This is a genomic window from Winogradskyella aurantiaca (assembly GCF_003362725.1).
Classification (GTDB): Bacteria; Bacteroidota; Bacteroidia; order Flavobacteriales; family Flavobacteriaceae; genus Winogradskyella_A; species Winogradskyella_A aurantiaca.
This window is the reverse complement of record NZ_QKTV01000002.1, coordinates 378,399-404,523: the sequence shown is the minus strand read 5'-3', so window position 1 is coordinate 404,523 and position 26,125 is coordinate 378,399. Positions and strand designations below refer to the sequence as shown.

At 39.2% G+C, this 26,125-nt stretch carries 19 protein-coding genes; 8 read left to right on the top strand and 11 right to left on the bottom strand.

Annotation, left to right across the window (positions count from 1 at the left end):
• Positions 1–7 precede the first annotated feature (7 nt).
• The 3 genes from DN064_RS06040 to DN064_RS06030 all read right to left on the bottom strand — a co-directional run bounded on the left by DN064_RS06040 (position 8) and on the right by DN064_RS06030 (position 9,151).
• Positions 8–949: a PorP/SprF family type IX secretion system membrane protein gene (locus DN064_RS06040; RefSeq protein ID WP_115461756.1), complete on the bottom strand. Its 942-nt coding sequence runs from the start codon at positions 947–949 to the stop codon at positions 8–10.
• A 7-nt stretch (positions 950–956) separates the two neighbouring features.
• Positions 957–7,085 (bottom strand): gliding motility-associated C-terminal domain-containing protein, encoded by a 6,129-nt coding sequence (locus tag DN064_RS06035; protein ID WP_115461726.1) that lies wholly within the window; start codon positions 7,083–7,085, stop codon positions 957–959.
• A 173-nt stretch (positions 7,086–7,258) separates the two neighbouring features.
• Positions 7,259–9,151 carry a LysM peptidoglycan-binding domain-containing protein gene (locus tag DN064_RS06030; RefSeq protein WP_115461725.1) on the bottom strand — a complete coding sequence of 631 codons (1,893 nt, stop codon included), beginning with the start codon at positions 9,149–9,151 and terminating at the stop codon, positions 7,259–7,261.
• A gap of 200 nt (positions 9,152–9,351) precedes the next feature.
• On the opposite strand from DN064_RS06030, the gene der reads away from it, so the two are divergent.
• Together der and DN064_RS06020 are read left to right on the top strand one after the other, a co-directional pair.
• The gene (gene der / locus DN064_RS06025) at positions 9,352–10,656 is read left to right on the top strand and encodes a ribosome biogenesis GTPase Der (protein WP_115461724.1); all 1,305 of its coding nucleotides are present in this window, start codon (positions 9,352–9,354) and stop codon (positions 10,654–10,656) included.
• Between the two features lie 9 nt (positions 10,657–10,665).
• Complete coding sequence (locus DN064_RS06020; RefSeq protein WP_115461723.1) at positions 10,666–13,149, top strand: T9SS type B sorting domain-containing protein; 2,484 nt, start codon at positions 10,666–10,668, stop codon at positions 13,147–13,149.
• 1 nt (position 13,150) lies between these two features.
• Here DN064_RS06020 and DN064_RS06015 read toward each other — a convergent pair whose 3' ends face one another.
• Genes DN064_RS06015 through DN064_RS05995 form a run of 5 tightly spaced genes read right to left on the bottom strand, consistent with a single transcriptional unit; the run spans position 13,151 to position 16,266 of the window.
• Positions 13,151–13,915 carry a TPM domain-containing protein gene (locus DN064_RS06015; RefSeq protein WP_115461722.1) on the bottom strand — a complete coding sequence of 255 codons (765 nt, stop codon included), beginning with the start codon at positions 13,913–13,915 and terminating at the stop codon, positions 13,151–13,153.
• Entirely contained in the window at positions 13,915–14,352 is a 438-nt protein-coding gene (locus DN064_RS06010) for a TPM domain-containing protein (protein WP_115461721.1), read from the bottom strand. The genes DN064_RS06015 and DN064_RS06010 overlap by 1 nt, the downstream gene beginning before the upstream one ends.
• Positions 14,353–14,354: 2 nt before the next feature.
• Entirely contained in the window at positions 14,355–14,951 is a 597-nt protein-coding gene (locus DN064_RS06005) for a LemA family protein (RefSeq protein WP_115461720.1), read from the bottom strand.
• Between the two features lie 12 nt (positions 14,952–14,963).
• Positions 14,964–15,293, bottom strand: coding sequence for a MerR family transcriptional regulator (locus DN064_RS06000; RefSeq protein WP_115461719.1), 330 nt, complete (start codon positions 15,291–15,293; stop codon positions 14,964–14,966).
• 1 nt (position 15,294) lies between these two features.
• The gene (locus DN064_RS05995; RefSeq protein ID WP_115461718.1) at positions 15,295–16,266 is read right to left on the bottom strand and encodes a M23 family metallopeptidase; all 972 of its coding nucleotides are present in this window, start codon (positions 16,264–16,266) and stop codon (positions 15,295–15,297) included.
• A 209-nt stretch (positions 16,267–16,475) separates the two neighbouring features.
• Here DN064_RS05995 and alaS point away from each other — a divergent pair, with 209 nt between their 5' ends.
• The 6 genes from alaS to DN064_RS05965 all read left to right on the top strand — a co-directional run bounded on the left by alaS (position 16,476) and on the right by DN064_RS05965 (position 24,124).
• Positions 16,476–19,088 carry an alanine--tRNA ligase gene (gene alaS / locus DN064_RS05990; RefSeq protein WP_115461717.1) on the top strand — a complete coding sequence of 871 codons (2,613 nt, stop codon included), beginning with the start codon at positions 16,476–16,478 and terminating at the stop codon, positions 19,086–19,088.
• A 37-nt stretch (positions 19,089–19,125) separates the two neighbouring features.
• Entirely contained in the window at positions 19,126–20,043 is a 918-nt protein-coding gene (locus DN064_RS05985; RefSeq protein ID WP_232827399.1) for a GSCFA domain-containing protein, read from the top strand.
• Positions 20,044–20,149: 106 nt separating this feature from the next.
• Positions 20,150–20,665: a DUF6252 family protein gene (locus tag DN064_RS05980; RefSeq protein WP_115461715.1), complete on the top strand. Its 516-nt coding sequence runs from the start codon at positions 20,150–20,152 to the stop codon at positions 20,663–20,665.
• 212 nt (positions 20,666–20,877) lie between these two features.
• Complete coding sequence (locus DN064_RS05975) at positions 20,878–21,315, top strand: hypothetical protein (RefSeq protein ID WP_115461714.1); 438 nt, start codon at positions 20,878–20,880, stop codon at positions 21,313–21,315.
• A 148-nt stretch (positions 21,316–21,463) separates the two neighbouring features.
• Positions 21,464–23,422: a tetratricopeptide repeat-containing sensor histidine kinase gene (locus tag DN064_RS05970; RefSeq protein WP_115461713.1), complete on the top strand. Its 1,959-nt coding sequence runs from the start codon at positions 21,464–21,466 to the stop codon at positions 23,420–23,422.
• Positions 23,423–23,473: 51 nt separating this feature from the next.
• Positions 23,474–24,124, top strand: a complete 651-nt coding sequence (locus DN064_RS05965) for a response regulator (RefSeq protein ID WP_115461712.1) — start codon at positions 23,474–23,476, stop codon at positions 24,122–24,124.
• Here the strand turns inward: DN064_RS05965 and DN064_RS05960 are convergent.
• From DN064_RS05960 to DN064_RS05950, 3 genes are all read right to left on the bottom strand, one after another.
• Complete coding sequence (locus DN064_RS05960; RefSeq protein ID WP_232827397.1) at positions 24,117–24,500, bottom strand: HEAT repeat domain-containing protein; 384 nt, start codon at positions 24,498–24,500, stop codon at positions 24,117–24,119. The genes DN064_RS05965 and DN064_RS05960 overlap by 8 nt on opposite strands.
• A 140-nt stretch (positions 24,501–24,640) precedes the next feature.
• Complete coding sequence (gene coaD, locus DN064_RS05955; protein WP_115461710.1) at positions 24,641–25,096, bottom strand: pantetheine-phosphate adenylyltransferase; 456 nt, start codon at positions 25,094–25,096, stop codon at positions 24,641–24,643.
• Positions 25,097–25,131: 35 nt separating this feature from the next.
• On the bottom strand, positions 25,132–26,106 hold the full coding sequence (locus DN064_RS05950; RefSeq protein WP_115461709.1) for a D-alanine--D-alanine ligase: 975 nt from the start codon (positions 26,104–26,106) through the stop codon (positions 25,132–25,134).
• Between the last annotated feature and the right edge of the window lie 19 nt (positions 26,107–26,125).

The following is a 26,125-nucleotide window of genomic DNA, read 5'->3' as shown; positions in this document are numbered from 1 at the left end:
TTACACATTAAAAGAATCTAGGGGATTTGTCATAACCGTTTCCAATTCTACTCAGATCAAAGAGCAATAAAATTTCATGAGTTCCTGAATTAAATCGACCTAAGTTAGTGGTAGTTTGTTCATAGACATAGCCAACCCGAATTGAAGGAAACAACTCAAAATTGACAAGGCCAGCGAAAGAATCATTAACGCGATAACCAATCCCTATCTCTACTTTTTCATATAACAAGGTGTTAGCGGTAACATCTACCGCTAAGGGTGCACCTGAAACTGCTTTCATCATAAAAGCTGGCTTCAATTTAACATTGTCTGAAAGATTAAAAACATAACCACCAGTTAAAAAATAATGAATCTCACGAGATCCTTGAGCAACAACACCGCTATCGCGTTCCAAATATTCAGTTTTAAGCAAATTTGGTGCTGAAAATCCTAAATAATAGTTATCCGAAAAATAATAGAGGCCAAACCCTACATTAGGAAATACTTCACTAATATTATTAGCAAAAGTGGGATCAGGTACAGGATCCGAGAAGACAAAACCATTAAAATTGGTGCTAAAGAAACTGGCGCCTGCCTTCAATCCTAGCGATAATTTAGAACGTTCTGAAACTGGAATCACATATGCAAAATCGGCAAAAACACTGGTGTTTTTCACGATACCACCAACTTCATCATGTATAATGGACAAGCCTCCTTCCATTCGTTTTCCTAAAGTCGAATGTCCAAAGAATGTTGCTGTCTGAGGTCCACCAATACTTGTATTCCATTGCGATCTGTAGAGAAGGCCAAAATTTATTGTGGTAGTATCGTCCGTTGCATAAGCAGGATTTATTACGCTCATATTATACATGTACTGCGTAAACTGTGGGTCTTGCTGTGCCTTCAAAATAGAAAGACTACTTAACAAGACAGTGAAACTTAGTAATATGTAATAATTGATCCTAGTCATTAACATCTTATCGGTTTAAATACACCCTTCCTTGTATTGGTTCATTTTCTCCGTCATTAATCTCTAAAACATAGAAGTAGACTCCTACTGGTAATATGCCTGAGCCAAATCCACCTTCATTTGAAGTGCCGTCCCAGTCATTAGAATTAGTATCCCCCTGATACACGATATTTCCATATCTGTTGTAAACAAATAATCTAAAAGAAGGATAGAATTCACGTAATCCTGGAATTTTAAACGTATCATTTATAGTATCCCCGTTAGGTGAGAAACCATCAGGAATAATGGAACTAATATCACAGACTTTAATCCTAACCAAAACAGAAGTTCTAGAGACGCTCTCGCAGCCATTTTCTGAAACAGTTGCTGCGTAATAAGTAACACCATCAATTAAATTGGTTTCAAAATCCAAAGGCTCGATGCTCGTTGGACTGTCATACCATATGACAATTGTCTCATTAAGGACCAGATCGTTGAGGTTTTCAACAATTGGATCATCTTCTCGACATAATTCAATTTCGTCAAAACTAAGTTCTGGTGCCAATACATCTTCAATATTGAAAATTCCAGAAATATCTCCAGATATCGCTCCTTGGCAGAAGTCATCTGTTGTACTGAAACCTGTTATGGTTATGGTATTATCTCCAGTATTTGGTAAGGATGATCCTGAAATCTCCAGAATGGATTGGCCGTTAGTGAAATTAAGATTTATAGTGTCTGAAAAACTATTCGCACCATTAATATTAAAAGATACATTGTAATTACCATCAGAGAGATTGTCGGCTTCCAATAACTCAACAAAAACAGGATCTCCTAAACAAACGACTGCTTCAACTTGCATATTTAATCCATCGATATCTGGGGTCTCAATTACAACGGTTGTTACTTCGGCCGTTTCTGATAATCCGCAAAGGTCTGGACCAACCGTATAGGTATAAACGCCAGGTGGATCTACAGCTGGGTCAAAAACGCCTGTGCCAGAAGCCAGTGCAGGAGACCAGATACCACCAGTATCAGGGGTGCCACCGAGCGAATTAAAGAGGTCTACAGGGCTGTCTGCAGAACAAATATCAAGGGTCCCATTTTCCCCGGCATTAGGGAGAGGGTTAAGCGTTACGGTTACCTCTGCACTGTCAGAAATCCCACAGCTATTAGGACCAACAGTATAGGTGTAAATTCCCGGGGCATCTAAAGCTGGGTCAAATACCCCAGTACCAGAAGCTAGCGCAGGAGACCAACTACCACCTAGTTCAGGAGATCCACCCAAAGAATTGAACAGGTCTACGGGGGCATCATTAACACAAATTTGAATACTTCCATTGTCTCCAGCGTTAGGAAGATCGACTAAGCTGACAGTAACTTCAGCAGAGGCGTCCGCGCATGGAGGAGTGCCAGAAACCGTATAGGTATAAATACCAGGTGCATCCAAAGCTGGATCAAATACGCCGGTACCGGAAGCCAGTGCCGGGGACCAGGTACCACCAGTTTCAGGTGTGCCACCTAAAGAGCTAAAGAGGTCATAAGTTATATCAGGGTCACAAACTTCTAAAGAACCATTTTCTCCAGCGTTTGCCTCAGAATTAGTTATAACAGTCACTGTAGCTGAATCGGTACAATTAGTACCAACAGTGTAGGTATAAACACCAGGTGCATCCACAGCTGGATCAAAAATGCCAGTTCCAGAAGCTAGTGCCGGGGACCAGGTACCACCAGCATCAGGTGTGCCACCGAGCGAATTAAAAAGGTCAACAGGAGCATCGGAAGAACAAACATCAAGAGCTCCATCTTCACCAGCATCAGCTTGACTAACTATAGTTACAGTGACATCGGCCGAATCGTCGGGACAAGGCGAAGTACCAGAAACCGTATAGGTATAAACGCCAGGTGGATCTACAGTTGGGTCAAAAATGCCTGTGCCAGAAGCCAGTGCAGGAGACCAGATACCACCAGTATCAGGGGTGCCACCGAGCGAATTAAAGAGGTCTACAGGGCTGTCTGCAGAACAAATATCAAGGGTCCCATTTTCCCCGGCATTAGGGAGAGGGTTAAGCGTTACGGTTACCTCTGCACTGTCAGAAATCCCACAGCTATTAGGACCAACAGTATAGGTGTAAATTCCCGGGGCATCTAAAGCTGGGTCAAATACCCCAGTACCAGAAGCTAGCGCAGGAGACCAACTACCACCTAGTTCAGGAGATCCACCCAAAGAATTGAACAGGTCTACGGGGGCATCATTAACACAAATTTGAATACTTCCATTGTCTCCAGCGTTAGGAAGATCGACTAAGCTGACAGTAACTTCAGCAGAGGCGTCCGCGCATGGAGGAGTGCCAGAAACCGTATAGGTATAAATACCAGGTGCATCCAAAGCTGGATCAAATACGCCGGTACCGGAAGCCAGTGCCGGGGACCAGGTACCACCAGTTTCAGGTGTGCCACCTAAAGAGCTAAAGAGGTCATAAGTTATATCAGGGTCACAAACTTCTAAAGAACCATTTTCTCCAGCGTTTGCCTCAGAATTAGTTATAACAGTCACTGTAGCTGAATCGGTACAATTAGTACCAACAGTGTAGGTATAAACACCAGGTGCATCCACAGCTGGATCAAAAATGCCAGTTCCAGAAGCTAGTGCCGGGGACCAGGTACCACCAGCATCAGGTGTGCCACCGAGCGAATTAAAAAGGTCAACAGGAGCATCGGAAGAACAAACATCAAGAGCTCCATCTTCACCAGCATCAGCTTGACTAACTATAGTTACAGTGACATCGGCCGAATCGTCGGGACAAGGCGAAGTACCAGAAACCGTATAGGTATAAACGCCAGGTGGATCTACAGTTGGGTCAAAAATGCCTGTGCCAGAAGCCAGTGCAGGAGACCAGATACCACCAGTATCTGGGGTGCCACCAAGTGAATTAAACAGATCTACAGGTGCATCACTAATACAAATATCTATACTCCCATCGATTCCGGCATTGGCTTCAGCAATGGTAGTAACAGTAACTTGAGAGGAATCATCAGGACAAGGCATAGTGCCAGATACTGTATAGGTATAAACTCCAGGGGTATCTACAGCTGGATCAAAAATGCCAGTTCCGGAAGCTAGTGCAGGGGACCAGGTACCACCAGCATCAGGTGTACCACCAAGCGAACTAAAAAGGTCAACAGGAGCATCGGAAGAACAAACATTGACAGCGCCATCTTCACCTGCATCAGCTTGGATAACTATAGTCACAGTGACATCGGCCGAATCATCAGGACAAGGAGAAGTGCCAGAAACCGTATAGGTATAAACACCAGGTGGATCTACAGCTGGATCAAAAATGCCAGTTCCGGAAGCTAGTGCAGGGGACCAGATTCCACCAGTATCAGGTGTGCCACCGAGGGAATTAAACAGATCTACAGGTGCATCACTAATACAAATATCTATACTTCCATCGATTCCGGCATTGGCTTCAGCAATGGTAGTAACGGTAACTTGAGCGGAATCGTTAGGACAAGGGGTAGTTCCAGTTACTGTATAGGTATAAACGCCAGGTGGATCTACAGCTGGGTCAATAACGCCTGTGCCAGAAGCCAGTGCAGGGGACCAGGTACCACCAGTATCTGGGGTGCCGCCAAGCGAATTAAAGAGGTCAACAGGGGCATCGGAAGAACAAATATCAAGAGCGCCATCTTCACCAGCATCAGCCTGGCTAACTATAGTTACAGTGACATCGGCTGAATCGTCGGGACAAGGCGAAGTACCAGAAACCGTATAGGTGTAAACACCGGGTGGATCTACAGCAGGGTCAAAAATGCCAGTTCCGGAAGCAAGTGCAGGGGACCAGATACCACCAGTATTAGGTGTGCCACCAAGCGAATTAAAAAGGTCAACAGGAGCATCGGAAGAACAAACATCAAGAGCGCCATCTTCACCAGCATCAGCCTGGCTAACAATAGTCACAATGACATCGGCTGAATCATCAGGACAAGGCGAAGTACCAGAAACCGTATAGGTATAAACACCAGGTGAATCGACAGCTGGGTCAAAAACGCCTGTGCCAGAAGCCAATGCAGGTGACCATACACCACCAGTATCAGGTGTCCCGCCCAGAGAATTAAACAAATCTATAGGAGCATCTGAAGAACAAATATCTAAAGTGCCGTCATCACCGGCACTGACTTCAGCGATAGTTGTCACAGTGACATCCGCTGAATCATCAGGACAGGGGGCAGTGCCCGTAACTGTATAGGTATAAACACCAGGGGCATCCACTGCTGGGTCAAAAATACCTGAGCCAGAGGCTAGCGCTGGAGACCAGATACCGCCAACATCAGGGGTGCCGCCCAGAGAATTAAACAGGTCTACAGGGGTGTCAGATGAACAAATGTCGAGTGTTCCATTATTGCCTGCATTTGCGGAATTAACAACTGTCACATTCACTTGGGCTGAATCGTCTGGACAAGGTGCCGTTCCGGCGACGGTATAGGTGTAAATACCTGCGGCATCTAAAGCTGGATCGAAAACTCCGGTGCCAGAGCTTAAAGCAGGGGACCAAGTACCACCTGTGTCCGGTGCATCCCCTAATGAATCAAAAAGATCAATGGGAGTGTCAAGACTGCATAAAAGAGCTGTGCCATTTGTTCCTGCATTGACCACATCAACAACACCAACAGTCACCTGAGCGCTATCGTCGGAACAAGGACCTGCGCCTGCTACCGTATAGGTATATACTCCAGGGGCATCTACAGCAGGATTAAAAACCCCAGTTCCAGAGGCCAAAGCTGGTGTCCAGGTACCACCAGCATCAGGTGAACCATTTAGAAAATTGAACAGATTTGTAGCTGTATCACTAATACAAAAATCTACAGAACCACTCAGGCCCGCATTAGGTGCCTGGGTAAATTGTACAATCACATTAGAACTATTTGGGCAAGGAAGTGAGGATCCTACGGTATAGGTGTATGTACCAGGAGGATCAACAGAAGGATCAAAAATATCAGATCCAGATGCCAAGGCAGGAGACCAAATACCACCTGGCTCCGGCGTTCCCTCCAAAGCATTAAAAAGATTGTAGGTATTTGTATCGTTGCTACATAATTCTAAAGAGCCATCTGAACCAGCATCCGGTTGAATAATTAGATTAACCTGAACTTCAGCGCTCTCATCTGGACAGGGAGAGGTGCCAGGAACAGTATATGTATAAGTGCCACCAGAATCCACCGCCGGATTAAAAACTCCTGTGCCAGAAGCCAAAGCTGGGGTCCATGATCCACCTGTATCTGGTGTTCCACCTAATGCGTTGAATAAGTCAAATGGACTATCTACGTCGCAAATTTCTATACTTCCATTAGTTCCAGGGTCTGGGCTCTCAACTACTAAGGCTAATACTGGAAATCGTCCTACACTTTCACATGGAGGATCGGATGAAGTAGCATAATAAATCTGGCCATCAACTAGTGGTGTAGTTGATGGGTAGGGTAGAGCAGAAAAAGGTGTGGGATACCAGTTGTTAGCACCTGTAGCAACTAGATCTGCCACCGTTGGGGTGTTCGTTGGACTTGAACAAAATTCTTGTATGGAGTCGCCAGTTGGCACAGGAACCACACCCACAGTGACCGATACTGCTAATCTTGAGGTTCTACATCCTGTATCGGGATTGGATTGATCGGCGTAATAGGTTGTGCCATCAACTAAGGGGGTGCTTAATGGTAAAACCCCTCCACCAAAAGGAGTACTATACCATTGGACATCATTTCCTACCGCGTTGAGATCCGCTAGAGTTACAGTCTGGGTATCGTCAATACAAAACCCTTGGAAATTCTGACCAAATGGGGGCCCCACGATGGTAACTGTAACTTGAGGTCGTGTTATACAACTGCCAACCAAATCATCTGCAAAATAATCTTCACCATTGGTCAACGGAAACCCACTTGGAAGTGGGGTTGTTGATGTAGCCGATTCGTACCAAACCACGCCACCACCATTGTCAGTGGCCTGCAGATCGCTTATTAATAATGACTCTACATCACAGAAAGATTGAATAGGATTTGAGACTGTTGGGCACTGCGCATTTAGAGACCAAGTCCCTAGAATAAAAAGTAAAAGTATAGCAATAAACGTATGTTGTTTATGGCTGTTAGATTTGGTCATCATTTAGTTTGGTCGCTTAACCTCACTCGTGGCTTTTAAAGGAACTTTAATAAATGAGTTAAAGCTTCAAATTATTGAGCTCGAGTATCTCAAAACTAACAAAATTTAACACATGAATTCTGATTGAAATACATATGTTTTTAACAATACATTCACAATGGCAGAATTACAACGGATTACTTCAGTTTTTCAAAACCAGAATCTGAGTGGTATTTAAACAGAAGTATGTTCTCATTAAATACAGAGTTGTTATTGCTGGACTCGTATTCTAACTGAAGGTAATTGAGATCTGAGTAGCTCTTAGTTAGAGTTGCTTCTGCCCCACTACGATTGAATATTCTCATTAAGGCATCTAATGAGGCATCATAGCCAATGCAGGCATAGCTTGATGGGTTGTTATTATATTCTGATTTGTACTGTTTCTGAAATCCGCTTTCCTGTGTGATTTTTTCAAGATCAATCATCGAAGGAAACATTAGGTTTAGGATCCTGAACCGTTTATCTGAAATTTGGTCATTATTGGGAATTAACGAAGCATTTAATACGGCGAGTTGTACATCATTTCTAGCGTATTGTCTTAAAAGTGAATTGGTAGCATTCAGAAAAACACTGGTCTTGTCACTGTTGATAATTACAAAATTCAATCGGCTCGCAACGAGTAAATCAGTCAAGTCAGATTCTTTGAAGCTGTCATTGGATTTTACTTTTACAAATCCCGCTTGAGGAGCTAAATTTTCAATTATAGCTTTGTCCCGACTGCGGCGAGAATCATTGATGACAATAATGTTCGCATTTTTGGCATCAGCAAAATCAAGTATGGCTTTGGCTTGCTTACTGAAGTTGGCAATTGGATTTAAATTTAAACGCTTTGATGATAGAGGTTGACTACTTAAATTTAATAGTGTTGCATCACTTTTAAGTTCAAGATTATTAGAAATGCCTTCCATTTCGCCAGAAAGAATAACTAGGTCTGCATCTGATATTGAACGATTCAATTCTTTTCTGGTTTTTGAACTCACGTCCACTATAGTCTCTTCAATACTGAACCCTTGGGATTTTAGATCATTGATGGCCAGATGACCACCTTCAAAATAAGCTTTAGCGCTATTGTTTTTAAAGTTAGATAGGTTGCTTAAAGATTGTGGAATTAACCAAACCACCTCTTTAGTTTGGCTTTTATCAATGTCGGCTAGTAGAGAAGGGGAATCTTCAATTGATGGCTCAAGAGTTGCAACTTCGGTTATAATTTCTGATTCTGAGTTTTCAATAGTGGTACCTTTTGGCATTTTTATGACGGTACCTTTGGTTACTCCATTCTTTAATTGTGGATTTAAAACAACAAACTCATCCATAGTCATACCAGCTCTTTTGGACAATCCATATAGAGTTTCTTTAGGTTTTATAGTATAGTCTTGATATGTGATATTGCCCTTTTCATCTTCAACTTCATCATCCTCAGAACCGGTTTCAGAACTAGCGATCGAGTTTTCGGTATTTAAAGAACCATTTTCTGGAATTCGAATCACCTGGCCAATTTGAAGATCGTTAATGTCTATACCTGGATTAGCATCAATTACTGGCTGTACCTTTAATCCGTAAGATTGTGAAATATTCCACATGGTCTCCCCCTTTTTAATGGTATGTGTGTTAGGACCGGGTGCTATTACCGGTTGTTGAGGTGCGGGGGTGGAATTTTCTGGGACATTTAATACATGTCCTTCTAAAAGGCCATTTGTAATTTGAGGATTTCTGGATTCTAATTCTTGAATAGTCAAGCCAAAACGCTTCGAAAGGCCATATTTTGTTTCACCCTTTTTTACAACGTATGAGGTTCCTGAAGTTGATTGTGTCGATCCGGAATTCGGTTTTGGAATGATAAGAATTTGTCCTGGCTTTATAACCGTTTCAGAACCTGGATTTGCTGAATATATATCCTGTATGCTAACACCATATTTTAAGGAAATCCTGTAAACATTTTCTCCTTTGGAGACTGTGTGATTAACAGATTGAGAATAGGAACTGACTCCAAGAAATAATAGGAAAATGAGGAAGATATTGGATTTAGACATTTTTATTAGTGACGATTGATGCTATAAAATTAGGAAAAAGCCGAGGTTAGTTGGTTTTAGAATACTTGTTTTATTAACAAGGCAATTAACAAGAACTATTCAAATTATCCTTGCACGGTTGAGCATATAAGGGTGCTTTATATCTGATATTTAGCTAGCTACCTTGGGTTTTTTTCTACCTTTGTAGCCAATTTTTTAGTATGGGAAATTTAGTAGCCATTGTAGGACGGCCAAATGTTGGAAAATCCACATTTTTTAATAGACTAATTCAAAGAAGAGAGGCTATTGTGGATGCTGTGAGTGGAGTGACCAGAGATCGTCATTATGGCAAGAGTGATTGGAACGGAAAAGAGTTTTCTTTAATTGATACTGGCGGATATGTTATTGGAAGTGACGATATATTTGAAGCCGAGATCGATAAACAGGTAGAATTAGCTATTGATGAGGCCGATGCCATTATCTTTATGGTAGATGTGGAGTCTGGTGTTACGGGAATGGATGAGGTAGTAGCCAAACTTTTGCGGAAAGTTGAGAAACCTGTTTTTCTAGCTGTAAACAAAGTAGATAATAATAAAAGAGCTGAGGATGCTGTTGAATTCTACAGTCTAGGGCTCGGTGAGTATTATAATATTGCCAGTATAAATGGCAGTGGTACTGGAGAGCTCCTAGATGCTTTGGTAAAAGTTCTGCCAGATGATGTGGAAGAAGAGGTTGATGAGTTACCTCGTTTTGCGGTAGTTGGTAGACCAAATGCTGGTAAATCATCCTTTATAAATGCACTCATTGGCGAAGACCGATATATTGTAACCGATATTGCTGGTACCACAAGGGATTCAATCGATACCAAGTACAATAGGTTTGGATTTGAATTTAATTTGGTTGATACCGCTGGAATTAGAAGAAAATCCAAGGTTAAGGAGGATCTTGAGTTTTATTCGGTTATGAGAAGTATTCGAGCCATCGAACATGCCGATGTATGTTTACTTTTATTAGATGCAACGCGTGGCTTCGATGGGCAAGTACAAAATATTTTCTGGCTTGCTGAGCGCAATAGAAAAGGAGTGGTTATTCTGGTTAACAAATGGGATTTGGTTGAAAAGAATAATAAAACTGCCAAAGAATTTGAGAATCATATACGGAAAGAGATAGCTCCATTTACCGATGTGCCAATTGTATTTATTTCGGTTTTAAACAAGCAAAGGATTTTTAAAGCTATAGAAACGGCAGTTGAGGTGTATAAAAATAGATCTAAGCGTATAAAAACACGTGTTCTAAATGATACCTTATTACCAATTATTGACAAGAACCCACCACCTGCTTACAAGGGAAAATACGTTAAGATTAAATTTATTACCCAATTGCCAACACCGCAACCCCAATTTGCATTTTTCTGTAATTTACCACAATACGTTAGAGATCCTTATAAACGCTTTCTGGAAAATAAACTCCGAGAACAGTTTGACTTTCATGGCATTCCCGTTACAGTTTATATGCGAAAAAAATAACGAGCATTGATGCGCCGTCCAAATCTTAGAATAGTATACCTTATTCATTTAGTTTCTGCCATTTCATTTGCCCAGGGTCCGCCTCCTCAAGGTAGTGAAGTCTTAGGTATTACAGTGACGCACAATCAATACTATTGTCCAGAAGCTCCAATACCAATTGTTGAATCGGTGGAAATTACCAACGGTAGTTCAACCAGTGGTACTTTGGACCAGGTTTTTATTCAAATTTCTGAAGGCTATCAAGGTGGCCAGGATCTTCTAACATTTGGCGGAACAGGATCTGGTATTACAAGTACATGGTCACCATCCGAAGGAATACTCACACTTTCTGGGACAGCAACATTTGATGCCTATGAAGTGGCCATAGAAAATGTAGCCTTTCAGACAGATCAATCGGTTTACACAGCAAATAGATCAATCTCAATAAATCTAGGTACCGCTAGTTATTTACCATCTACAGGCCATTACTATCAGTACGTTGCTGCCTCAGGTATAAGTTGGAATGAGGCACGTGATGCTGCCGCAGCGGAAACGTATTTTGGGCTTCAAGGATATCTGGTCACCTTAACTTCACAGGAAGAAGCGCAACTGGCTGGTGAGCAGAGTCCAGGAACAGGATGGATTGGTGGTTCGGATGAGGAAACTGAAGGAATTTGGAAATGGGTCACGGGCCCCGAAGCGGGAACTGTTTTTTGGGAAGGAGCCGTTAGTGGTGCTCCTCCGGCAGGTCAGTTTGCTTTCTGGAATTGTGGTGAACCTAACGATTTTGGCGGTAATGAGGACTATGCACATATTACCGACAATTCAGTTGCTGGATGTGGTAATAATATTGATCCGGATTTATTTGGGTCTTGGAATGATCTACCAATTGATTCAGGAGGAACTGATCCAAGCAATCCCTATTACCCCAGAGGCTATATTATTGAGTTTGGAGGTATGCCCGATGAACCTGAAATAAGCTTATCGGCTAGCTCGGTAATTAATATGCCTCAAGTTGAAATTGTAAATTTATCTGTTTGTGGACCTGGCACTCACGAACTTTCTGTTTCTGGAAATGCAGATGCGTATTACTGGTATGATTCTCCTGCTGCGGATAACTTGCTTCATATTGGTGAGACCTATACTGTGACGTTAAATACTAGTCAAACATTCTGGATTTCTCCGAGGTTTTTATCCTGTCCTGTTGGTGGAGTCTCTCCGCTGAGTGTTTCTATTAATGATATTCCAGATGCCATTAATCAATCTGTGACGCAATGCGATAGTGAAGGTGATTCTGATGGTATTTCACTATTCAATCTCTCTTTATATGATAATGATGTTGCCGGTGGGGATTTAACAAACCGGGAAGTTTGGCATTACGAAGATGCTCTGCTAACAGAACGCATAGACAGTCAGGTTTATACGAATCAATTTAATGGACAAATTGTTTTTGCCAGAGTCAGAAATACAATAACAGGCTGTGTTAACGTCAGTCAAATAGAGTTAAATGTCACAGCGGCGCAATCCAATAGTGCCTATCTAGAAGAATGTGATGATTTTCAAGAAGATGGTTTTACTACATTCGATTTATCTGAAGCTGATGATCAGGTAAATGTCAATCCTGGGTCGGGAGTTACAACGGCTTATTTCGAATCATATGAAGATGCCTTGACACAAAGTAATCAACTACCAACCATTTATAGCAATACCAAGCCTTATTACCAGATTATTTATGTTCGCTTGCAAGAGGGGAATAATTGTTTTGGAATTAATGAAGTTGAATTAGTAGTGAGGGGGCTTCCCAAGCTCAAGCCCGATGAGACTGTTTATTACTGTCTGAATTCTTTCCCTGATTCCATAGTTATTGATGGAGGATTGCTTGAAGGTATTCCTAATAATTACTATTACAACTGGTCTACAGGTGAAACAACTATAGCAATTGAAGTTAATGAACCAGGGACCTACAGTGTAGAAGTTTCTGAGGTTATGGGTTGTTCTAATTTTAGGACCATAACTGTTTTGCCTTCGGAGGTGGCCATGATTGAGGAAATAGAAGTTGATCCGGTTGGTGAATTAAATACGATATCAGTTGACGTTTCTGGATCTGGTGAATATATCTATTCTATAGACAGCGCTTTTGGGCCATTCCAATCATCCAACATATTCACCAATGTACCTCCAGGTGTAATCACTGTTTATGTAAAGGATATTAAAGGTGGATGCGGTGTCAGTTCAGAGGAGGTATCGGTTGTTGGGTATCCTAAATTTTTCACACCCAATGGTGATGGCAGAAATGATACCTGGGGTATTTCAGGCTTTAATAGTAATTTCCCCTTTGTAGGTGTGGTTTCAATCTTTAACAGACATGGAAAATTAATAACAACATTAACCACTACCAATTCCTTTTGGGATGGAACTTATAATGGATCACTTTTACCCGCTAACGACTATTGGTTTATTGCTGAGTTAGAAGAGGGAAGGGTGTTAACAGGCCACTTTGCTCTGAAACGTTAGTCTACCAGCCACCAGAAGCACCGCCACCACCAAAGCTGCCACCGCCAAAACCACCGCCAAAACCTCCGCCACTTCCAAAGCCTCCAGAGCCACTTGAGTAGCTGCCACGTCCCATATTGCTCAAGATGATAGCTTCAAGGAGACCGCCAGATCGTCTGCGTCGTCCACCTGAGCCTCCACCACCCTTAGATTTGGACAGGGCAATAATAATAATGATAAATAGAATTAGGATGAAAATAAACCCAATAGGAGAGCCTTCATTGGATGCTTTTCTAGTGCCTTTGTAGGTGCCTGATAACACCTCGAAAATGGCATCTGTGCCACGATCAAGGCCCCCATAATAGTCGTTTTTCTTAAAATAAGGGATGATATCACGATTGATGATGCGCTTGCTTAAGGCATCTGTCAAATAGGGCTCAATACCACGACCAGTATTAATTCCAATTTGACGGTCATCTCTCGCTAATAAAATTAAAATGCCATTATCTTCCTTTTCCTGGCCAATTCCCCATTGTTCTGCCCATTGGGCTCCTAAATAATTGATGTACTCACCCTCTGTTGATGCAATAATAGCGATAACAATTTGAGTTGAGGTAGAATCTGAATATCGTACCAACTTGTTCTCAAGTGCCTTTTTTTGACTTGGGTTCAGTAAATTATAATAATCATAAAGACTAGTCTGGTCTTTAGGGATAGGAGGTATTTCATACTGAGCGCTAACAGCAAAGCCATAACTCAATAGAAATAAAAATAATATGGTCTTCATCAGCCTCTTGAAATAGAATTGTCTAATTCGTCTGTATCTCCATGCTCCCAGGGAAAGAAGTTGGATAAAGCTTCCCCAGCCTCTTTTATGCCCTGGATAAGACCTTTGGCGTAGGCACCCATTTTAAAATGCTCCACAATATGATCTCTGGTACTGTTCCAAAAATCATCATCAACAAGGTCATTAATACCTTTATCTCCAAGAATAACAAATTGCCGCTTTTCAACAGCGACATAGATTAAGACGCCATTTTGCTGCTTGGTGTTGTCCATTTTTAAAGCATAGAATATCTCGAGAGCGTGTTCGTAGACATCTCCATCCCAGGTTTTTTCTAAATGAACTCGAATTTCACCAGAAGTTCTGTTTTCGGCATGTCTAATGGCCTCAATTACTTGAGATTCTTCATCGGCTGATAAAAAGTCTTCAAGTAGAGACATGCTTAGTCGAAATTAAAATCTACGTCAGGAGCTTTTTCACTGCCTGGGTCTGCTTTATATCTGGGCATTTCTTCAAATCCAAAAATTCCCGCAAGAAGGGTCCCTGGAAATTTGGTAGTGTGGATGTCATAGGTATTCACTGCTTCATTGTAACGATTTCGTTCTACGTTTATACGGTTCTCCGTACCCTCTAACTGACTTTGCAGTTCCAGGAAGTTTTGATTGGCCTTTAACTCAGGATAACGCTCAACTGAAACAAGTAATTTAGACAAGGCACCAGATAAGCCACTTTGTGCATTTTGAAATGCCGAAATCGATTCTGGTGTTAGGTTGTTAGCGTCAATATTCACTGAGGTGGCTTTGGATCGGGCTTCAATAACTTCTGTCAGGGTGCTGCGCTCAAAATCGGCAGCTCCTTGTACGGTCTTAACTAAATTACCTATGAGATCGTTGCGTCGTTGATAGGCGCTTTCTACATTGGACCATGCTGTTTTGGCATTTGCTTCATATTCGACTGCAGTATTGTTAAAGCCTACAGCCCAGCGATAAATTCCAAATATTACAATTACCGCAATAATTAATGGAAGCCACTTTTTCATAATACTTATTGATTAAAGATTTGATTTAATTTTTAAGAGTTCGGCCTTGACATTTTCCAGTTTTGAAATGATGTCATAGGTATTTAAAGATTGTTTTTTGTTTTCCTTTAAATGAATTTTAGCTCCTTCTAAGGTAAAGCCCCGTTCCTTAACCAGATGGTAAATAAACTTTAAGTTTTTGATATCTTCTGGAGTGAACTTTCGGTTGCCCTTGGCATTTTTTTTGGGTTTAAGAATGTCAAATTCTTTCTCCCAAAATCGTATGAGCGATGTATTGACATCAAATGCTTTGGCCACTTCCCCAATACCGTAATAACGTTTCTCTGGTAAATCTATTTGCATCTTAGTCTAGTGATTGGTTTTCTAAAGAGGCCTGTTGGAGCAATTCATTGAATTCTGCTGCGGATAGATTTCCATAGTAGAAATTAATGGGGTTTATTCGATTACCATCTTTAGATACTTCGTAATGCAAATGAGGAGCCTGGGAACGTCCGGTACTACCAACAAATCCTATAATGTCACCACGCTTTACTTTTTGGTTTTTTCGAACATTGTACTTGTACAAATGCGCATAGAGACTCACATAACCATAACCGTGATCTATTCTAATATGTTTGCCATACCCAGAGGATCTGTTATCTGCTCTGGTAACAACTCCATCACCGGTGGCATAGATAGGGGTTCCTCGTTTAGCCGTAAAGTCCATACCGTAATGGAATTTTCTAACTTTAGTAAATGGGTCGGTTCGGTAACCATAACCAGATGCCATACGCGTTAAATCTTTATTCCTTACAGGTTGAATAGCCGGTATTGCAGCCAAAAATTTCTCTTTATCTTCAGCTAGTTTAGCGATCTCATCTAAGGATTTAGACTGCACCACAATCGCTTTCTCCAAGATGTCTAATTTCTGATTACTCTCCGCTATCAATCTAGTATTGTCATAGCCCTGGTACTTCTTGTATCGATTGACACCACCAAAACCAGCGCGACGTTGCTCCTTAGGTATTGGATTGGCTTCAAAATAGAGTCTGTAAATCGAATTGTCTCGTTCTTCTACATTTTCAAGGGCAGATATGGCATCATCCATGCGCCTATTTAGAAGCTCATATTGCAGTTCCATATTCTCCAATTCCCGAGCTAATTCACGTTCTTTAGGGGATTGAATGTAATAACTAGCTATAACTACTATTATAAATCCAAATAATGCCGAAGCGACCACAAAACCGAGCGCATAAGTGAAGGTACGACGTTTCTTTTTCTCTATTTTTCTATAAGAAAGTGTATCTGGATCGTAGTAGTATTTTACCTTAGCCATAAATCAAATTATGCTATTTTTGCAGCTAAAATGAACCTGTATCTCAATGCAGAGCTGTGTTCAATGTGTACATACGCAAACAATAGACGAAGAACAAATTTAATAAAAATGCATTATCTCTTGTAATCTGTACTATTTTGAAAACTAGCCATCTGCTTGGTTTAAATAAAGTATAAGATTAAACAAATGATAATGTGCAAGATAAGCATATGAAATCCAGGGATATAAGATCTAAATTCTTAGAGTTTTTTAAATCCAAAGATCATTTAGTAGTGCCATCGGCCCCGATGGTTGTGAAAAACGATCCTACCCTAATGTTTGTTAATTCGGGTATGGCCCCTTTTAAAGAATATTTTTTGGGAAATGCCGAACCAAAGAAACCAAGAATTACAGATTCTCAAAAGTGTTTACGTGTCTCAGGTAAACATAACGATTTGGAAGAGGTCGGTTATGATACGTACCATCATACCTTGTTTGAAATGTTGGGCAATTGGAGTTTTGGAGATTATTTTAAAGAAGAGGCCATTGCCTGGGCCTGGGAGTTGCTTACTGAGATTTATAAAATTGACAAGGATAAGTTATATGTCACCATTTTTGAAGGAGATAAGGAAGATGGATTGTCTTTGGATCAAGAGGCCTTCAATATCTGGAAGAAATACATTTCTGAAGACCGTATTTTAAAAGGGAACAAAAAAGATAATTTTTGGGAAATGGGTGAGCAAGGACCATGTGGGCCTTGTAGTGAGATTCATGTGGACATACGTACTGATGAAGAACGAGCTCAAGTTGATGGTAAGGATCTGGTGAATATGGACCATCCTCAGGTTGTTGAGATATGGAATTTGGTCTTTATGGAGTACAATAGAAAGGCCAATGGCAGTCTGGAATCCCTTCCTTATAAACATATTGATACTGGTATGGGCTTCGAGCGCTTGTGTATGGTGTTACAAGGTGTTCAGTCAAATTACGACACCGATGTGTTTACTCCTCTAATTCGTGAAATTGAAACTATTACAGATTCTACCTATGGTAAGGATGACAAGGTCGATGTTGCTATTCGTGTTATAGCCGATCACATCAGGGCAGTGGCCTTCTCAATTGCAGATGGACAATTGCCAGGGAATTCAGGGGCAGGTTATGTTATTAGACGTATTCTCAGACGTGCAATTAGATATGGATTTACCTTTTTAAATGAGAAAGAGCCTTTTATCTATAAGCTTTCAAGGACACTAAGTGACCAACTATATGAGGCTTTCCCTGAATTAAAAGCTCAGGAACGAATTATTCACAACGTTATAAAAGAGGAAGAACAATCGTTCTTAAAGACTTTAGATCAAGGTTTGATGATGATGGATCGAGTCTTGGATAAGACAACTGAAGGCGAACTTGTTTCAGGAAAGCGTGCTTTTGAGTTATATGATACCTATGGATTTCCTTTAGATTTAACCCAGTTAATAGCCAAGGAAAAGGGTTATGAAGTTGATACTGAAGGATTTGAATCAGAAATGCAAAAGCAAAAGGATCGTTCTCGAGCGGCAGCTGCTTCAGAAACTTCGGATTGGGTAATTCTTGAAGACGACGACATAGAAGAGTTTATTGGTTATGATGTTTTAACTGCTGATGTACGAATTACCAGATATCGTAAGGTGATTCAGCAAAAAGAGGAGCGTTATCATTTAGTCTTTAATTTAACCCCATTTTATCCTGAAGGTGGTGGTCAGGTTGGTGATGGTGGTGCTTTGGAGGCGCCAAATGGAGATGTTATCTATATATGGACCACCAAGAAAGAGAATAATGTGATTATTCATGAAACGAAGGCTCTTCCTAAGGACCTTACACAAACGTTCAAGGCAATTGTTGGTGAGGAAAGCAGACACCTTTCCGCTTGTAATCACACTGCTACACACCTTCTTCATCAGGCTTTAAGGACCATATTAGGGACACATGTAGAGCAGAAAGGATCACTAGTTCAACCTAAATCTTTGCGCTTTGATTTTTCGCATTTTAAGAAAGTAAGTCCTGAAGAGCTCCAGGAAATTGAAGACTTTGTCAATGCCCGGATTAGAGACAGACTTCCTCTGGAGGAACAGCGCCAAATTCCTTTACAAACGGCTTTGGATCAAGGAGCTTTAGCCCTATTTGGTGAAAAGTATGGAGATGTAGTACGAGCTATTCGTTTTGGAAAATCCATGGAGTTATGCGGTGGGACCCATGTTTCGAATACCAGGGATATTTGGTATTTTAAAATTAAATCAGAAAGTGCTATTGCGGCAGGAATTAGAAGGATTGAGGCCATTACCAACAGAGCAGTTGGCAGGTATTTTGAAGAGGTGGAGCAAAACTATATAGCTGTTAAAGAGGTTCTCAAATCCAACAATGAACCGGCCAAAGCCATTTCTCAATTACAGAATGAGAATGCACAACTTAAGAAAGAACTTGAAGGTTTAAAAAGGGATAAGGTTAAGAGCCTTAAAACCGATTTATTGGCGAAGACTCAAGATATTAATGGTGTTAACTTTTTAGCTACTAGGCTGGATCTTGATGCTGCGGCTTCTAAGAACCTTGCATTTGATATGGGGGCTCTTAAGGATAACTTGTTTCTACTATTCGGTTCTGATCATGGTGGTAAGGCCATTTTAACCTGCTACATTTCAAAAGAATTAGCTACAGATCGCGAATTAAATGCCGGACAGATTGTTAGAGAATTAGGTAAGCATATTCAAGGAGGTGGAGGCGGTCAGCCATTTTTTGCAACTGCGGGTGGTAAAAACCCTGCTGGATTAGATGAGGCATTAAAGGCCGTGAGATCATTTATAGAGTAAGATAATGGAATTTAGGACTCAGGTGCCAATTAAAAGAATGCGGCATAATCAGATTGATTATAATTCAAGGCTTCTCTTAATGGGTTCCTGCTTCGCGGATTCAATTGGTTCAAAGCTTAGAGACTATCAGTTTCAAGCATTAAAAAATCCTTTTGGGGTTTTATTTCACCCTTTAGCTATTGAAAAATGCCTTACTCGAGCAATCAACAAAACTCATTATCAAGTTTCTGACTTAAAGTATCATAACTCGTTATACCTGTCCTTAGAAGCGCATTCACAGTTTAATTGTACAGATTCTGAGCAAGTACTTTTAGAATTGAATAAGGCCTTAGACATTACCAGAGACCAACTAATCGATTGTTCTCATTTGATTGTTACCCTCGGTACTTCTTGGGTATATCGTTTTATAGAAACCGATATGATTGTGGCCAATTGTCACAAAATACCGCAGAAAAAATTTCTAAAAGAGTTGTTGTCTGTAGAAGAGATACAGAATTCTTTACAAAGTATTATGGCGCTGGTCAAGGATGTTAATCCAACTTGTAAGTTTATATTCACCACATCACCAATTAGGCATATTAAAGATGGTTACAGTGAAAACAGTCGAAGTAAAGCGCACCTTATAGCTGCCACTCACAGTGTTATTAATCAATTTAAAGATGCTTTTTACTTCCCAGCCTATGAATTGATGATGGATGAATTACGTGATTATCGTTTTTATCAACGCGACATGGTTCATCCTAGTGAACAAGCTATTGATTACATTTGGGATAAATTCAGAGAATGCTGGTTAAGTGATGAGGCTCAGAAACTTTATAAGGAAGTACAAGACCTTTTAAAAGGAATGAGTCATCGACCTTTTAATCCAGAATCAACCCAGCATCAGGCCTTTTTACAGCAGTTAAAAGAAAAAGGGGAAGTGCTGCTTCAAAAAATACCACATCTAAAGATATAAGTATTTCGTATTCAATTATTTATTCCGATATACGCATTTCGTCGTATTGATTAAGATTCATTATTACGACAATTTTGTCTCACTATTAATCATAATTCAATACACAATGAAAGCGATCAAACAACTATTGCTATGCCTAACCCTAATTTCAACATTAAGTTTAACCAGCTGTTCTAGTGATGACGATGGCGGTGAAAATGGAAATGCCGCCTCTGGAACATTAACTGCAAAAATCGATGGAGTTTCATTCACTTCATTACAGATCACCTCTTTTGCCAATAAGGTAGATGTTAATGGTCAGTTTACTTTAACATTACAAGGAAATTCGGCCGATCAAGCCATTAGTATGACCATTGTGGGTTACACAGGCGAAGGCACCTATGAAATTTCGGATAATAATGTTTTTATTACAGCTGTGTATACGGAACCAAATATTACCAATCCACTTAATTCTCCGACATGGGCAGCACCATATGCCAATTCAGGAGTTATAGGAGAAATTAATATTTCTGAAGAATCTGATTCTGGGGTAAAAGGAACATTCAATTTTACAGGACAAAATTCTAATGATAATACCACTAAAGTCATTAGTGAAGGATCATTTGATTTGGACTTTCTCTAGAACCGTTAATCTCAGTAATCTTATTCATAGCGCTCTCATTTTATCGTTTATAAATAACAATGTAACGATGAAAATTCAAAAGATTGCAAACTTATACTATATTAAAACTGCTATTAATCGATACTTTTAAAGTAGAGCATCAGTTCTAAAAATGCCAATTTGCGTTTTAGAGCTGATGCTTTTTTATTTCCTTCCTCCTAATAGAATTTCAAATGATAAAGTTGACGGCCGTCTTAAATAAATCAACGATTAACTTAAATAAAAACTTTGAATCAGAATTAGAGCTTATTCAATCGTGTCAGTTACCAATTGTCATTGGAATAGTCCTGGTCGCTCTGTTCATATTTTTGTTAATCATTACTCAAAACAATTATTTTAAACAACAGTCTAGAATTAAAGCTGTCAAATGGAAGGAGCATTTTTCTAAGCAATATGAAGATCAACGTAAGTTAATTGAAGACTATCAACTAATTCAAGAGTCTAGTAATAGGCTTAGAGATAGACTAATTGGAATAGAGAAAGAATTACAAGTACAACAGCGAATGTTAGAATCAGTAAACGACGGACTAGGAGCAAAGCTTAATCAGATTCTAAATTTTGTATCGGCATCAATTGCATATTCGAGGTTTCTGGTTCGTGCAAATGCCTAAAATAGTTCTAACAGTGTCCGGAAATTCCATCAGGCACTTTAAAGGTTTGTTGATGAAAAGCTTTTATTGCGTATTTAAACAGATAAATTATTGGTAATCATCTATTTGAACTATATTCATCAGCATTTTATTTCCAACTGTATCAATCATGATGAAATATTTATTGTCAATAGGCTTGATCTTTTTAAGTCTGAGCCTCTCTTTTAGTCAGAATTTTTCAGATAGGGTAGATAGTCTTAAATCTATTAGTAAAAAACAATTAGGTGATTCATTGATTAGTACATTGGGTGAGATTTCTTGGGAGTTTCGAAATTCAAATCTTGATAGCTCCTTTCATTATTCAGAGATAGCTATTAAAAAAGCAAAAGAAATCAAAAGTTTAAAAGGGGAAGCATCGGCTTATAATAGTTTAGCCAATGTCTTTGAAGCCGCAACTTCTTTGGATAGTGCTGTCTTTTATCATCAGAAAAGTTTGGCTATCAGTAGACGCATAAACGATAGTCTACAAATGGCAAATTCCTTAAATAATTTAGGGATAATATTCGATTTGAAGGGAGCTTATAAAGAAGCACTTGAAAACTATTTTGAAGCATTAAGGATCTTTGAATCTTATGAATCTCCCTTTTATAAGATTCCTATGATTTATGTTAACATAGGAATCGTCTATAAAAAACAAAAAGTCTATGACAAAGTTCTGGACTATTATAAGAGAGCCTTAGCTATTTATCAAGAAAATAATTATGTAATAGGTGAAGTAATAACTACAGGAAATATTGGGTCGCTTCTTTTAAATATGGAGCGGTATAATGAGAGTATGGTCTTCTCCAAGCGTGCAGAATTATTATACGACAGTCTTGGTTATTCGCGGTATGTGCCTTATATGAGAAATAATATTGCTGTTGCTAAAGACAGTCTCGGTTATCATGAGGAAGCAAAAGCAGATTTCCAAAGCAGTATTAAACAATTTAAGGTCGACAATAATTTATATGAATTGGTCAATTCTAAAATTGGGTACGGTAAAAATTTAATGAGCATTGAAAATTTTAGGGAGGCCGATAGACAATTGTCAGAGGCTCTTAAAATAGCTATCGAAAATGATTTTAAAGAATGGGAATATAGATCCTATAAATATTTGTCAGAATCAAAAGCCTCTTTGAATGACTATAAATCAGCATGGAATTATCACAAATTATACACCATACGAAAGGACAGTGTTTTTGAGTCTGATAAGACAAAAATGGTATTTGAGTTGGAAACAAAATACGATACCGAAAAAAAGGAAAAGGAAATCTTGTCGCAACGTGCAAGTCTAGCAGAAAACGAGTTAAGTCTCAGTAAAAAGAACAATTATATTTTATTACTAGTAGGGTTGGCCGTGGTTCTAGTTCTTTTAGGCTATTTGTTTTACAGTAATCAAAGGGCCAAAAACAGACAGTTGATAAAGGACGGTGAATTGCGAGAGGCTTTGGCTGAGATTGAAACTCAAAATCAATTGCAAGAACAACGACTTAGAATAAGTCGTGATTTACATGATAATATTGGGTCCCAACTCACTTTTGTAATATCAAGCTTAGATAATCTGAAATTTGGTAAAAAACTTCCAGATAACATAGCTGGAAAATTGTCTCAAATTGGTGAGTTTACAGCGGCCACTATTCATGAATTGAGAGATACAATTTGGGCTATGAATAAATCTGATGTTACTCTTGAAGATCTTTTGGCCCGTTTTAGCAATTACATTGAGAAGGCCAATTTAGCTGCAACCACCACTGCATTTGCTTTAAATTTGGATAACTCGGTTGATATGGAACTTAGTTTTTCCTCATTAAAAGGGATTAATATTTATAGGATAGTGCAGGAGGCTTTTAATAATGCAATAAAATATTCCAAATCTGACCGTATTGAACTTTCAGTGTCGCAATATGACCATAATTTGACATTTGAAATTAAAGATTTTGGGATTGGTTTTGATACCGAAATAGATTCGCTGGGAAATGGATTAAATAATATTCGTAAGAGAGCGAAGGAAATTGATGCCAAACTTGACATTAATTCTGTTATTGATGAAGGTACCATTATTGTACTTCAGATCTCAGAAAATACGTAATAATGCGTATAGGAATGCAATAAGAAATTAAGAACTTTAGAAATAAAAAAGATGCCTATAAAAGTTGCTATAGTAGACGACAATAGTTTTTTAATTAATGCTGTAGCTGACAAGTTATCCTTCTTTGACGATATTAATCTAAAAATGACTTGCTTAAATGGGTCTAAACTTTTGGAAAAGCTTAGTGAAAATTCTAATCTAGACTTGATTTTAATGGATATTGAAATGCCTGTTCTAAATGGAATTGAAACCACAGAAATTGTCAAGCAAAAATATCCTCATATTAAAATTATAATGCTCACCGTATTTGATAACGATGAGCATATTTTTAATGCTATTAAAGCGGGGGCTGATGGGTATTTATTAAAGGATATTAACCCACAGCAATTGTACACTGGGATAAGAGATACTCTAAATGGTGGGGCAGCAATGAATCCTTCAATTGCTCTTAAAACTTTAAAACTACTAAGAAACCCCTCATGTATTGAAAATAAAACCGAACATGAAACAATTAAACTCACAGATCGTGAAGTTCAGGTATTAGAACAACTAAGTAAAGGGCTTAGCTATAGTGCTATTGCAGATAACCTTATTCTTTCAGTTGGCACCATACGAAAGCACATAGAAAATATATATCGAAAACTACAAGTTCATAATAAGCTTGAAGCTGTACAAAAAGCTAAACGCAATAATATTATCTAATCGGCCGCTTTAGCCGTTCCTTTACCATTTCAAAATTCTTTTTGGTGGTGCGCTCCCAACGGTAAATAGTGTATTTTCTTTTTACTTTTTCAGCTTCCCTTTTTTCCTTATCACTATAATACTTAAACCAATTTAGTCGTCTACTTGTAATGGATTTAATAAGTTCATTATTATGATCCATAGCTTCAAGTGCATTTAAAGCTGCAATAGAAACTTTATGTATGGGATCGTTTATGGCATTTAATAACAGAGGTGTCGAGGCTTTGTCTCCCGCAGTTTTTAGTCCGTTGGCTGCATATTCCCTTGTTTTATAATTCCCATTCTGCAGCGCGTATTCAAGCTTATCCACCTCACCGTGATTTGCCCAAAATTCCATGTATCGCTTTGACGGTTGGAGCAGTTTAAGCCGAAATAATATGAAAATAATTCTGTGATACATTAAAGTAGAATATACTTATATGTAGTCATTTTCTTTAAAAAGTTACAATATATGGATTGGATTGCGAACTTCTAATTTCATCCTATTTTGACGCTTTTCGGAACTAAAATCGAAAAATTGCCATTATTTCTTATAACATCTCGTACTATTGAAGAAGAAATGAAAGATGTTTTTGCAGCTGTAAGTAAGAAAACGGTTTCAATTTTTGACAACTTTCTATTGGTGTGAGCTATGGCTTTCTCAAACTCAAAATCCGCCGGGTTGCGTAATCCTCGAAGTATAAATTCAGCATCTATTTCCTTACAAAAATCTACTGTTAGCCCCTTATAAGTAACTACCTTTACTCTAGGTTCGTCCTTAAAAGCGTCTTTTATGAATTGTTGTCGTTCCTCTAAGGAAAACATGTATTTCTTTTCGGCATTAATTCCAATAGCTACTACGACCTCGTCAAAAAGTTTAACTCCTCTTTGTATGATATCAAAATGACCAAGTGTAATGGGATCAAATGATCCTGGGAATAAGGCACGCCTCATAAACTAAGTAATATGTTTAGATTCAAAGATACTTATTATTTCTGCAAAGCCTCTTCAATGGCATTTCCAAAAAGGTCTTTTAGATTGATACCTGCTTCAGCAGCTTGCTGAGGTAAAATACTTTCTGCAGTTAGTCCAGGAACTGTGTTAACTTCTAGCAAATATGGATGCCCGTCTTTAAAAATAAATTCTGATCTAGAAAATCCTGATAATCCTAGTACCATATAGATTTGTCGGGCAATGGTGCTTACTTTTTCCTGCCACTCTCTAGAAATTCTTGCAGGAGTAATCTCTTGAGACTCCCCCTGATATTTCGCTTTATAGTCAAAGAAGTCATTCTCTGAAACTATTTCAGTAATGGGTAAGACCATGATTTCTCCTTTGTAGGTGATGACCCCAACCGATACTTCGGTGCCATCTAAAAAGGATTCAATAATTACTTCGTGATCTTCTTTGAAGGCCGATTGTATGGCCTCTTCCAAATCTTCACTCTTATAAACTTTAGAAATCCCGAAGCTGCTACCTGCTCTATTAGCTTTTACAAAACAAGGCAGGCCAACTTTTGATACAATTTGTGCTGCATCTACTGTATCCCCTTTATTGATATAATAGTTTTCGGCAGATCTTATACCGTAAGGCTTTAAAGTGGCAAGCAGATCACGTTTATTGAATGTCAATGCTGCTTGATACATCGTACAACTGGTATGAGGTATTCCCAATAGCTCAAAATAACCCTGCATGTAACCATCCTCACCTGGAGAACCGTGAATGGCGTTAAATACACAATCAAAGTTTCTCATCTTATTATCAATTAAAGCTGAGAAATTACTTTTGTCAATTGGGTATTCATTTCCTGCGTCGTCTAATACCACCCATTTGTTCTTAAATATATGAACCCTAAAGACTTCGTATAGATCTTTATCCAAATGCTCATACACTACCTCTCCGCTTTTAAGCGATATTTCATACTCGCTGGAGTATCCCCCCATTATAACGGCAATGGTCTTCATAAAGAACTTTTTTAATAAT